We start from the raw sequence: 11,884 nt of genomic DNA on the forward strand, positions 1-11,884 counted from the left end.
GATCTCTATGGCGCTGGCGGCGACGCACTTCTCACGCGCAACTTCCTCCAGGCGGGCGGGGAAGGTTTTTTAAAATTCTCGATGGCGTCTTCCGCCTGCGCATGATGGCGAGGACGTGCCGAGAGCTTGCGGTAGCCAAGGGCCCGCACCTCGCGGCTCATGGTCTGCTTGGCGGCCGTGACCCGGTGCTCCTCCCACAGCCACTGGCAGAGATCGACCAGCCGCCACCGCACCACGCCATGGATGGCCGGTATCGGGCCGCTCTCGAGCACCGCCGCCAGAGCCGCACGATGCGTGCTGCTCAACCGCGATGCCTGGCCCAGCGCCTTACGGTCAATCAGCCCAGCCGGACCCTCGGCATTGAACCGAACAACCCAGTCCCGGACGATCTGCACCGTCACCCCGCCGATCCGGGCGGCCTCCGTGCGCGACACTCCGTCGTAAATGGCTGCCAAGGCCAACAGGCGACGTGCCTGGGCCGCATCCTTGGTCCGTCGAGCCGCAGCACGAAGCCCAGCCGCGTCAAAGTCAGCTCGGAGTGGGATGGGCATGGCGAAGCTCCCCTGTTCGCCACGTTGAATCAGAGCGCCGTCGTCCCGGGAATCCCCAGCGAGTCACGCTCTCCGAGACTTGGTATAACTGGATCGAAGCATAGGGTAGTCGGGCGAAATCCGCTGCGAGCCACAAGTTCGGGGCGCTGCAATGAGACAGATGTGAGACATTTGAGCAGATTCCGGCTCATGCCTCAAACACGTGCGAACACGAGGCACCGCCTTGGATTGCGCGTTGAGACAACGCCGAAATGCCCGGCACACGGCGTCTCATCTTCCGCCTGCACTCTGGAGAGCGGACGAGACGGTCGTCGTCAGCCGGTGCGTGGCGCGGCAGGCAGCAGGGGCGGTGCTGGGCGGGCTGGCGGTATTCCATCCGATCGCGGCGGAAGGCTACCTGCCCGGACGGCCATCGCCAGTGGGGGCCAGTGGAGCATCCAGTCGGTCGGCCCGGGTGACGGGCGGCCGAAGTGTCGTCTAACGATCGCATCGACTTCGGCCCAACCCAATCGGAGCTCAAGACTCACGGTTCGCGCTAACTCTTGGATCGCATCCCATGCCGCGCGGCCTCGTACGAAGGCTTGAGCCAGCCGGCGAGCACGGGCCGCCATGGCGATGCCCTCCGGCCAATCGGCGATATCGGTCTCAATCAGGGCCCAATCTCCCTCGCCACCCCCACCGTGAAGGATGCTTTCCGCATCGAGCCGCCAGTAGCGCCGGATGGGCTGTTCCCCCGGGCGTCGGAGGATGTACCGCCGTGTGTGCCCCGCATCCGCTAACGGACCGGCGTAGGCGCAGAACATCTCCATCTCGGTAGCTGCGCGACCACGGGCCAGCGCCTCCGCGTCTCCTGCCGCCGCCCGCGCAAGCCAGTCCCGCCGTGGCGGTACCAGGGCGAAGCCCGACACAGCACCCGCCGTCATCGCTATTGGCCCGTCCTCCGGGTTGAACGGTGGTTCCCTCCTGGAACACACCCGGATTTCGCCGAAAGGGACGCCTACATACCAGTGGGCCACAGCGTGGCCAGCCTCGTGGATGCACGTGTCCATCCGGGCCTTGTGCCCCCACCGTCCCACGGACCTCGGCAGGGGTACTTCGCTAGGCATGGATGCGGCGGTTGTATCCTGCTCGGCAGGGGTATCGGGGGCACAAGTCACTGCCGCGGCCCGCTGCGCCTCCTGCTCCACATAGATGTCAGCCATTATACGAGCGAGCCCCGGTGGCCCCATGCAAGCAACGATCTGGAGGCGTCGCAGTCGTGCCTCTTGCTCTGAAAAATCTGCTGGGTCTTTCCAGGAGAAGGTCCGTGCCTCAGGCGATTCGGCCCTGGCCGGATCGAGGCGGGCGGGGGCGGGCGGTTGGCGCTCAGTCATCGACCTGCCGCTCCAGGCGGTGTTGCGTCAAAGAGGTCCGCCTGCTGGCTAGAGCGCCAGCGTCTCACTGAACTTGGCGGTGTAGCTGGCGACCGCCTTGGGTGCCCGCTCGTCGCCCGACCCTGCGAGTTTGGGGACGCACTGCTGTGGTCTGTCCCTGTGCGGGGTGCCCAATGCTCGGAGGTGGACGCCGAAACCGAAGCAGGGTTTGGTCCGCTGGGCGTCGGCTGCGCAGTCCGTTTGGCTATGTAACGGTAGACCGATGCCCGGCTCACCCCGGTGGCAGCGGCGATTACCTCGGGTCGCATTCCTGCCATGGCCAGCGCGGCGACGCGGTCCACAAGCGCCGCCCGCGAAGAGGAGTGCTCCGCGCTGCTCATCAGCCTAGGGGCAGCAGGCCTGGATTTCGGCCGCATTCGCCTCTCGAGAACCTCTAGACGCTCTAGAATGTCGGAGATTGGATAGGCTTCGGTATGGGAGAGCTGCGGCGATTCCAGCTGCTCCAACCGCCGCAAGTGCGCGTGGAGCGCGTCTACGACGAGGCGACCAACCGTTAGCCCGCGCGCACTGGCCGCGGCGGAGATTGCTTTGGTCAGATCCTCCGGAACGCCGCTAACCAGCCACGTCTCTACCACGGTTCCGCTCCTCTCATATGGCTCGAAGATCGTTCTGGACTTTTTGGCAGACACCGGTCTGTTGCCATGACCGGCAGTTGCTATCCGCGACGACGTCATCGATGGATGCTGACCCAGGCCAGCGTCCCGCCACCCTCCTGCCGCCACGACAGGCCGGCCTCGCCAAGGCGGGCGAGATGTGTCGCGTGTCGCGATCACAACGTCTCCTACGCCGCGGCTACCGTTTCTGGGGGTGTCTCAACAGCGTCATCAGCGTCACGCGCCGCTACAGCGTCATGCCATCTTGAATTGGGGTGTGACGCTGTGACGCTGATGACGCTTCTCGCCCGCCTGCAGCAGAGATGGAGACGAGGCGAGCGGTGCTCGTCCGCGTTTGTGCCACCTCCACCCCGGCACGCCGGAGCGCGGGCGCCACTCGTCTCAAATGCCCCGAAAGGCGTGCGGAGTCCTTCGGCCAGCCCCGTTCGCGCTGGCGCTCTTGAGGTGTGTCCCGATTTATCGCGGCAAGTAGTTCGCTTGCGGTTCCGGACCAGCCGCCGTTCTGCTCCGCCAGACCCTGCACCGCCACCGCGACGGGATCGGCCTCGATCACGCCGGCGACTGTCCCGACCCGGTTCTGCTCCAGCGCATCCAGCATGTCGTTGGTCGTCCAGCCGAACGCCGGGGCCGCAGCGCAGGCGATCTTGGCAAAGTCCGCCATACGGGGCAGCCGCGGCAGGTGCAGGCGGGGTGCATCCTTCAGCGCCAGTGCCAGCCCATCCAGCAGCAGCGCCAACATGCCGGGTGCGGCGGCGTCGAAGTTCTGCCAGATCTCCGCTTCCGTCCGCCGCGCCGCGTCCGGGATCGATGGCAGTGTCAGGGCGATCGCCCTATCGGCCAAGTCACCTCGGGTCAGCAACGAAGGAATGCCGTTCAGCAGGACCGGGTTGCAGACGTAGACAACGAACTCGCCGCCATTCGTGCCGAGTTGCCGCTCGCCAAAGCCGCCGCCGGTGGCCACGCGACAGAGTGCGTCGGCCATCTCGGACGATAGGGCGCTTAGATTGTCGAGTGCGACCAGCCGGCCGTTGGTGGCGGCGACGCGGAGGTCGCGCTCCTCCCGCGGCACAGCGCGCACATCGGCGCGGTTCGGGTCGACCAATCGGCGTAGTACCCTGCAGAACGTGGATTTTGCACTACCCTGCTCACCGTCTACCGCGAGCACAGGATATGGACCGTTGGGGTGCAGCGCTGCCACCAGCCACGCCACAACCAGTCGGAAGTCATGCTCCGAACCGAAGTTCAGCAGGCTACGAAATGCCTGCAGGGCACACGGCGACCGCACAGGCTCCGGCATTGCCTTCATGCCAGAGGGGCGCAGCAGAGGCACGTCTGCCCCACCCACGAGCTGCCAGGTCTCAGGAGTGATCCGCACCAGACGCCAGTCCGGCCCGCCAAGGTCTAGCCACACCTCGTTGCCCTCGCCGCGGCACAAGCGCGGGCGCGGCTCGCGCTTTGCTCCGCGGAGCGCGAGCGCCTCGAAAGCGCCCAGGGCGTCATTAAGTGAGTGCTGAGACGCCGAGCCAGGCCGCGTGCCGCCTCCCTTTGTTGCTGCCGGGTGAGCGTCCCCGTAGAGCAACAGGACGAGGTTACGAAAGTCGCGCGAGCGGACCGGATAGCGCTCGATGCGTCCCTCGTTTGGTATGGTGACAAAGGCCTCCCCGGACGAGTCGCGCCAGAACGTGGCGCCGGCGTCGAGCACCACCGCAATGATCTTCTCGCTCTTAGTCTCCAGCGGAGACTTATCTTGGCCCTGCACCACTGCCATGTGCGGATCAATCTCCACTGTGTCGCACACGGGGAAACTGTTAGTTGAGGCCATGCTGCACCCCCACCGAGGCAGCGATGCCACAAGCCGAGAGGTCGGTGCTCGGGTTGTCAGGCGTGGCGACGTGCACAGGGCGACTCTCGGCCCGCCAACGACGGGCTGCTTCCCACGCAGGGTGCTGGCCAGCTTCGTTGTGATCGGCGGCGATGACCGCGGTCCGCACAGCCGCCGGCAGCGCAAGCCGCTTGATCAAGTTGCTGGCGGAGATGGCCGACCAAGCAGGCGCCCCGAGCAACCGGCCAGCGGAGAGAGCGTCGCATGTTCCGCGGCACGTCCTGTGGAGCGTCGCGGGAATGGGCACGGCAGGAACGTTGCGGCCAGCGGCTACCGCGTGCTTGAAGTAAGTGAGGTGCGACCTCGCCAAGCCACACGGCTTTGCCACCGTGCGCTTCGCCATTGTGGCACGGCTACCGATGGTCGGGCGCTGAGAACGCCATGCGAGTGAACGGTGCTGCCGGCGGCACGCGAACGGCACGGCGCCACCGGCACCGCCAAGCGAGCGAATAATTAATTCGATCATAATGCTGCGCTCCTCAGAGCGCGGCTAGCAGCGGCGGCGCGGAGCACGCCCATAGCAGCGCTTCCGGCCGACCTGTCATCGACCAGCTGTCCGCAGGGACACCCGCAACCCGCCCGGCCGTGCCGCGCGGGTTGCGTTATGCGAAGATTGGGCGGCGCTTCCGTGCCAGTTCGGCGGCACGGTCAGGGTGCGTCCGTTCGGCCAGCCAGGCCTCACAATCTGTCAGCCGGTACAGGATACGGCGCGGTCCGACCCTGACGAAGGGCGGCCCCTCGCCGATTAGGCGCCAGCGCTCGATCGTGCGCTCGGACAACTTGTAGCGCTTAGCGATCTCGCTTTGTGTCAAGTACTCACTGACCACCGCTGGTCCATGCGGTTCTGCGTGCTGCAACTTTGAATGGGGCATGGATGTCTCGTGCGCGGCGCCCGAAGTCGCCGGAGGAAGTTGCTGCCTTGCGCGGGTGTATGTTGTCCGCCACGCGGCTTGGCTATAGACTTCACTCCGGCGGCTCCGTGCTGCCGCTTGATCCCAGTCAAGCTCTGGCCCCCGCCGTGTAGCAGCACGGCGGGGGCTTTCCCTGTTTGCAGGGAAAGCCCCCCAAGGGGTTTCCTTTTGGCCAAGTCAGCGATCTGCCTCATGGCCCCAGAGCTGAACCAGAAAATGCCCCAGTTACGCTTTGTGCGCCATAAAGCATTTCTTCCGATCTTTCGAATTCTGTTGCCCTACAATGGCTTATAGGATCCTATTTTGAATCCTATTCCTTATTTTCCAGTGCCTAACGTCCGGCGCCGGTGCGAGTGAATGGGGCTACGAACAAAAATTCACAAGCCTGCGAGGATTGAAGGCGGTCATCTCCAACTGAAAGCGAGCTTGGATTTAGACCACCCAAGACAGGTCACTGCGGGCAAGCCCGGCGCAGTTCACGGGTATCAGCTGGGCCACACCATCCACCATCACCACAGGCAGGCGGCGATGCTCTGCTCTTCCTCCCACACGCCATTATGTATGATAATATCTTTTATCATCCGTAGCGCTGGACCCGACGCCGCCCGCCCGGCTAGGCTTCGGCCAGGAGCCATCCCCATGCCCGCCACCGTTCCCGTGACCCTCGAGGTCGAGCCCGACGTGGCGGCCGCGCTCGCAGACCCCGCCACCCGCGAGCGGGTCGCGCGCCTGGTCAGCCGCGCCGTGCGGCCCGCCCCCTCGGCCGAGGCGCGCGCCGCAGCCGGCGAGACGCTCGCAGCCGAGTTCCGGGCGTTCCGCCGCGGCCGCAGCCTCGGCGGCCTCGATCCCAAGGCGCTCATCCGCGAAGGCCTGCGGTAAGCCGCCACGATGAGCCTCTGCGTGCTGGATGCCTCGGCCACCTTCCCGTGGCTGTTCGAGGACGAGGCTTCGCCTGCGACCGACGCGCTGCTCGACCATGTGACGGAGCACGGCGCCGTCGTGCCGGCGCTGTGGTTCCTCGAATGCACGAACGGCCTCGCCATGGCGGAGCGGCGCGGCCGCATCGACGGCACGAGCCTAGTGGCGGCCGTCGCGCTGTTGCGGCGCCTGCCACTCGTCGTGGACGACGCGGCGCCGTCGCGTGCCCTCGACGCCGTGCTCGAGCTCGCGCGGACCCATCGCCTGACAGCCTACGACGCGGGCTATCTCGACCTGGCGCTCCGCCGCGGCCTGCCGCTGGCCACGAGCGACGCACCGCTGCGCGCCGCCGCCACGGCCGCCGGTGTCAGTCTGCTGACCATTGGCGCGTGAGGGAGGGACCGGGATGGCGCATGACCTGATCGACCTGGGTGCAGGATCCCCTGCCCTGCCCGCCCTCGTCGCCGCCAGCGGCGAGCGCGCGGGGCTACGCTTCCTGGAGTTCTTCGCCGCCGCCATCCGCAACCCGCATACCCGGCGCGCCTACGGCCAGGCGGCGGGCGCCTTCCTGGACTGGTGCGCGGTCGCCGGTTTGCCGTCGCTCGCCGCGGTGCAGCCGCTGCACGTCGCCACGTGGATCGAGCTGCAGACCCGCGAGCACTCCGCCCCGACCGCGAAGCAGCGCCTGGCGGCGCTGCGCCACCTGTTCAACTGGCTGGTGACCGGCCAGGTGCTGCCGGCCAACCCGGCGGCCGCGGTGCGCGGGCCGCGGCACAGCGCCCTCAAGGGAAAGACGCCGGTGCTAGACGCGGCCGAGGCGCGCCTGCTGCTCGACAGCATCGACGTCGCCACGCCCGCCGGCCTGCGCGACCGGGCGCTGATCGCGCTCATGGTCTACAGCTTCGCGCGGGTCGGCGCGGCCACGGCGATGCGGGTGGAGGACGTGTTCACCCAGAACCACCGACTCTGGGTGCGCTTACGCGAGAAAGGCGGCAAGCGGCACGAGATGCCATGCCACCACACCCTCGAGGCGTACCTGCACGCCTATCTCGACGGCACCGGCATCGGCGCCGATCCGAAGGGGCCGCTGTTCCGCACCCTTGGCCGCGGCACCGGGCGGCTGACGCGCACGGCACTGCCGCAGGCCAATGTCTACGCCATGGTCCAGCGCCGCGCCGCGGCGGCCGGTATCGGCACCAGGATCGGCAACCACACCTTCCGGGCGACGGGGATCACCGCCTACCTAAAGAATGGCGGCACGCTCGAGAACGCCGCTGCCATGGCCAACCATGCCAGCACCCGCACCACCCAGCTTTATGACAGGCGTCGAGACGAGATCAGCTTGGACGAGGTCGAGAGGATCAGGGTGTGACGGCGCAGAGCTCCAATCAGCCTCCTAGCATATTTTCTCAACTCTGACCCGAGCCGGATACGAGGTCGGGTCAAAGGAGTGGCGCTATATGCCGAAGCAAGCCCGAGAGATCATGTTGCAAGCCCTAGTCTCCTGCGTTCATGGCTACACCCCCGAGAATACAGAAGCCGCCAGTGACGCCGAACTCGAGTTTACAGACGGCACTCTACACGAGCTGGAAAAGCAGGGCTGGACCTTGGCTCCAGTCTCTGATCGGCAAGAGAGCGCGGAAGCGATGGTGAAGGCGCTGATCATCGCTCTTTACGGCGACGCTCCTGAAGACCTGGGAAACCCCGACTACAGCGACGCTGTCAGCCTGGGCAAGGACATCCTTGCCAAGCTGGCGAACCACGGTTGGACGCCGGTGCGGATCAGGAGCTCGAAAAGCTAGGTCCTGATCCTGCCTCTTTCCTGCAGCTTCACAATCTGAAAGGACAAGTTGGCAGACTGGGAATATATAGTTTTTTCAATGATATGTGGGCCAGCAAAAGTTAGTTTTGCACGTGCCTAGAGCATGATGAAGGGACGCCTGCAACCGAGGATGACTCTTGCAAATTAGCAACAATGCGGCGTTTATAGCCTTTTGCAGTGAGCCTAGGCCGAATGACAGAAGGCATCCTCCTCTTCCAAATGCTCATTATCTCGACGATCTTGGTAACGCGAGTTGTTTCCAAGGAACATGTCCTGGCAGCCTGTTGGGCTTGGACCCTCTTCACCCTCGTCGCCGTATTTGCCTCGGGATTGATGGTGCTGCAGCTTGTGGTCGTGTGGGGCGCCTACATGCTCCTGCGCCCGAAGGAAAGCGTCGGGTCTGAAACACCGAAAGAGGTGGCGAAGCAGGACGGGAAGTCTCCACCGCGCGCTCCCACCCCAGTTCCAAGGCAGATGGCTTCAGTAACCGAAGCCCGAGCTGTAGAGACGACTGCGACGCCGCAAACTTCGACCTTTGAATTTTCTCTGCAAAGTATCGACGGTGCCATCTCGCGGCAGTCCGCGATCATTGAGGCGACGGGTGGATTGCGCCTCACCTTCTCTGTCGAGAGGCAGATGCTTGAGATGGCCCTGGAACGCGCTACGAGGCATCTGCAGCACGAAAGACATATCCAGTCCCTGGGAAAGGAGAGAGGAGAGGCGTACCGAAAAATCTACGAGGAGAATCGGGCGAAGATTTCCGCTGTTATTGACTCCAAGCTGGAACCTAAGAGACCTCTCCCCGCGCACCCCGTCCCCGACTTCACGTTATCGCCGCGCTACGCGGACGACATCCACAGGGATGCAATCGAGCAAAAAGTCGCACAGATCAAGGTGGAGCGCGATCAGTTCCGTTCTGGGCTCCTTCGGGAATTGCGGGCGAATGACCGGCTGCGCGAGAGATTCTGGGAAGAGTTGTCCAGGCTGGGACAGCCGCACATACAAGCGAGTCTCTATGATCTTTGGTTTGGTAGCTCGCCGAAATCCCCGAGGCTTGTACCGAGACTCACGTGGGAACAGACGTTTGCGTCCGTCCAATCGGCCAAGCTCGGTGCAGCCGAGATCGACGGGCTCTTCGCGGCAGCATACGTCAAGCAAATCCTTTGCCTCGCCAACTCGCGGAAGACGGGGGGACGCTGCATTGCCGGGAAGGAGTGGGATGACGGATGCGCCGGCGCCTGGCTGCGCCCGGTCAGCGCGCGCTCCAGCCATGAGGTCTCGGACGCTGAGCGCCGATACGAAGGCGGCGGTGAGCCGGGGGTGCTAGACATCTTGCAGGTGCCCCTGCTCGATGCATGCCCTGACGGATGGCAGCAGGAGAACTGGCGCCTGAACCCCGACGAATGCTGGAAGAAAACGGGACGGCTCGAGTGGCCGAAGCTCGCTGACTTCTGTGATCCAGTCGCGCCGCTCTGGCACAACGGGGACAGCACCTACTACGGGAAGAACGACGAGATCCCGCTGGAGCGCGCGAAGCTCCTCCGATCATCTCTGCGCCTCATCCACGCACCGGCAGTCCGTCTGCGCGTGTTCCGGCCTGGAGAGGCGTTTGGAAACCCAAAGCTACGTGTGCAGGGGCTTTTCGAGCACGCGGGAGATAAGTATGCGCTTCGCGTTACGGACCCGGTCTACGAGCACCAGTTCCAGGCGAAGCGGGAGGGCTACTATGATCTGGGCGAGAGCTATCTGACGATCAGCATTGGCGAGCCGTACGAGAAGCGGCAGGCCTGCTACAAGCTAATCGCCGCCATCATCCCCCGTGACCCGGGCACAGCCGTATGAGCGTAAAGCCGAAGTCTCTCCTGACCATCGGGCATTCCAACCATCCGCTGGAGATGTTCCTAGCCTTGCTGAGACAGCATGGGGTGACGGCGGTGGCTGACGTTCGCTCAGCCCCGTTCAGCCGCTTCAACCCACAATATAATAAAGTGGAACTGGAGCGCGGCCTCAAGGCGGAAGGCATCCGCTACGTCTTCCTTGGGCGCGAGCTAGGCGCGCGTTCCGATGATCCTGCCTGCTACGAGGGAGGACGCGTGCGGTACGCGCGCCTGGCCTGCACCGAGGCTTTTCGCCAGGGCATCGAGCGTTTGTGCCGCGGCGCTCTGGAGCACCGCATCGTTTGCCTCTGCGCCGAGAAGGAACCGTTGGAATGTCATCGAACGCTACTCGTAGCCCGCGCGCTCGAGGCGGAGGGCGTTGAGGTGACTCACATCCATGCCGATGGTGGCCTTGAGCCGAACACGATGGCAATGGAGCGGCTGCTCGACGTTACCGGCTTGCCGCGGGAGGATCTGTTCCGATCACGCGAGGAGCTAGTCGCTGAGGCCCTGGCGCGGCAGGAGGAGAAGGTCGCCTACGTGGACGAGAAGCTGGCCAACGATGCGGAGAACACCTGATGCAGGTCTTCACGATCGGCTTCACAAGAAAGACGGCAGAGAAATTCTTCGGCCTCCTCCGCGCGTCCGGAGCGAAGCGCGTCGTGGATGTGCGGCTCAACAATGTCTCGCAGCTCTCGGGCTTCGCCAAGAAGGATGACCTCGCGTACTTTCTGCGAGAAGTAGCAGCCATGGACTACGTGCACGTCCCCGAGCTCGCCCCGACGCAGGAGATGCTGGCCACCTACAGGAAGCAGACTGGCGACTGGCCGCAATACGAGCGGCGCTTTCTCGGGCTGATGCGGGAACGCAGGATCCAGGAGAGTCTGCCCCGCTCTATCTTCGACGGCGGCTGTCTTCTGTGCAGCGAGGACGGGCCGCATCACTGTCACCGCCGCTTGGTCGCGGAGTACCTCCAGGAGCACTGGGGCGACGTCACAGTGAGGCATCTCACCTGAAAGCAGGCGGCCGCCGCTGCTGGCTTGGGCGGCAGCCTCAGCCTAAGGCCTAGCCCTGACCCGCATCATGAGGTTGCCCGGCCGCCAGGACCACCCGTCGCACCTGGGCGGGCGACCAGCGTCGTCCACCGCGCGGCGCCGGCACACCTCGGGCCATGAGGGCCTCCGCGATCGCCGCGAGCGTGCCCGCACCCGCGCGTCGTGCCTGCTCGATGTATGGCGCGACCGCGGCGGCATGCCGGCGTGCTTTCTCGTGCTGGACCGCGTTTCACGACGCCGAGAGTGCCGCGCCGCCCATGAGTAGACGCGGATTGCCGAGCCGCACCCCCCCTCGCCTTCGCCGCAGCGAGCGCCGCCTACGTGCGCGCCGAGACCAGGCGCGCCTCCTCCTCGGCGACCGCGGCGAGGACGTGCACGGTGAGGCAGTTCACCATCGGCATGTCGGCGGCGACGAACTCGACGCCGCTCTCCATGAGGTTCGAGACGAAGGCGACGTTGCGGGCCAGGCGGTCGAGCCGGGCGATGACGAGCGTAGCGCGCAGCGCGCGGCAGGCCGCGAGCGTCGCAGCGAGCTGCGGCCGGTCCTTCTTCCTCCCGCTCTCCACCTCGACGTGCTCGGCAACGATGGAGCCGCGGCCGGCGGTATGGGCCGCGACGGCGGCGCGCTGCGCCTCGAGGCTTAGGCCGGAACGCCCCTGCCCGTCGGTCGAGACCCGGAGGTAGGCGATGAAGCGGGTGGGCGGCGCGGGGTCGGCCATGCTGCGATCGGAGCTTGACCGGACCGTTTTTTCAACCCCAAACGACCGTTTGAGAGATTGTGAAGCCTTGAATGGACAAGCACTATTTGGAGCGACAATGGT

12 protein-coding genes are annotated in these 11,884 nt (G+C 65.3%); 7 read left to right on the plus strand and 5 right to left on the minus strand.

Annotated elements, in window-relative coordinates; genetic code table 11:
* Positions 1-5: 5 nt before the first annotated feature.
* The 4 genes from EP26_RS21215 to EP26_RS38500 form a co-directional block, all read right to left on the minus strand.
* On the minus strand, positions 6-551 hold the full coding sequence (locus EP26_RS21215) for a helix-turn-helix domain-containing protein (protein ID WP_043341650.1): 546 nt from the start codon (positions 549-551) through the stop codon (positions 6-8).
* A gap of 2,273 nt (positions 552-2,824) precedes the next feature.
* A complete protein-coding gene (locus EP26_RS21220) occupies positions 2,825-4,366 on the minus strand; it encodes a hypothetical protein (protein ID WP_052389466.1) in 1,542 nt (513 codons plus the stop codon).
* A gap of 40 nt (positions 4,367-4,406) precedes the next feature.
* On the minus strand, positions 4,407-4,946 hold the full coding sequence (locus EP26_RS38640; protein WP_084112725.1) for a toprim domain-containing protein: 540 nt from the start codon (positions 4,944-4,946) through the stop codon (positions 4,407-4,409).
* 136 nt (positions 4,947-5,082) lie between these two features.
* A complete protein-coding gene (locus EP26_RS38500; RefSeq protein WP_052389467.1) occupies positions 5,083-5,352 on the minus strand; it encodes a helix-turn-helix domain-containing protein in 270 nt (89 codons plus the stop codon).
* Positions 5,353-6,030: 678 nt separating this feature from the next.
* On the opposite strand from EP26_RS38500, the gene EP26_RS21230 reads away from it, so the two are divergent.
* The 7 genes from EP26_RS21230 (at position 6,031) to EP26_RS21260 (ending at position 11,024) form a co-directional block, all read left to right on the plus strand.
* Positions 6,031-6,270 (plus strand): hypothetical protein, encoded by a 240-nt coding sequence (locus EP26_RS21230; RefSeq protein WP_043341652.1) that lies wholly within the window; start codon positions 6,031-6,033, stop codon positions 6,268-6,270.
* A gap of 21 nt (positions 6,271-6,291) precedes the next feature.
* Positions 6,292-6,702: a type II toxin-antitoxin system VapC family toxin gene (locus EP26_RS21235; protein WP_211259500.1), complete on the plus strand. Its 411-nt coding sequence runs from the start codon at positions 6,292-6,294 to the stop codon at positions 6,700-6,702.
* A 13-nt stretch (positions 6,703-6,715) separates the two neighbouring features.
* Positions 6,716-7,681 carry a tyrosine-type recombinase/integrase gene (locus EP26_RS21240; RefSeq protein ID WP_043341654.1) on the plus strand — a complete coding sequence of 322 codons (966 nt, stop codon included), beginning with the start codon at positions 6,716-6,718 and terminating at the stop codon, positions 7,679-7,681.
* 88 nt (positions 7,682-7,769) lie between these two features.
* Positions 7,770-8,111 carry a hypothetical protein gene (locus EP26_RS21245; protein ID WP_043341656.1) on the plus strand — a complete coding sequence of 114 codons (342 nt, stop codon included), beginning with the start codon at positions 7,770-7,772 and terminating at the stop codon, positions 8,109-8,111.
* 212 nt (positions 8,112-8,323) lie between these two features.
* Complete coding sequence (locus EP26_RS32215; RefSeq protein ID WP_052389468.1) at positions 8,324-9,973, plus strand: dual OB domain-containing protein; 1,650 nt, start codon at positions 8,324-8,326, stop codon at positions 9,971-9,973.
* A complete protein-coding gene (locus EP26_RS21255; RefSeq protein ID WP_043341657.1) occupies positions 9,970-10,587 on the plus strand; it encodes a DUF488 domain-containing protein in 618 nt (205 codons plus the stop codon). The genes EP26_RS32215 and EP26_RS21255 overlap by 4 nt, the downstream gene beginning before the upstream one ends.
* Complete coding sequence (locus EP26_RS21260; protein WP_043341659.1) at positions 10,587-11,024, plus strand: DUF488 domain-containing protein; 438 nt, start codon at positions 10,587-10,589, stop codon at positions 11,022-11,024. The genes EP26_RS21255 and EP26_RS21260 overlap by 1 nt, the downstream gene beginning before the upstream one ends.
* 356 nt (positions 11,025-11,380) lie before the next feature.
* Here the strand turns inward: EP26_RS21260 and EP26_RS36860 are convergent, their stop codons facing one another.
* On the minus strand, positions 11,381-11,782 hold the full coding sequence (locus EP26_RS36860; RefSeq protein WP_084112727.1) for a recombinase family protein: 402 nt from the start codon (positions 11,780-11,782) through the stop codon (positions 11,381-11,383).
* Between the last annotated feature and the right edge of the window lie 102 nt (positions 11,783-11,884).

This window comes from Belnapia moabensis DSM 16746, from assembly GCF_000745835.1.
Lineage (GTDB): Bacteria > Pseudomonadota > Alphaproteobacteria > Acetobacterales > Acetobacteraceae > Belnapia > Belnapia moabensis.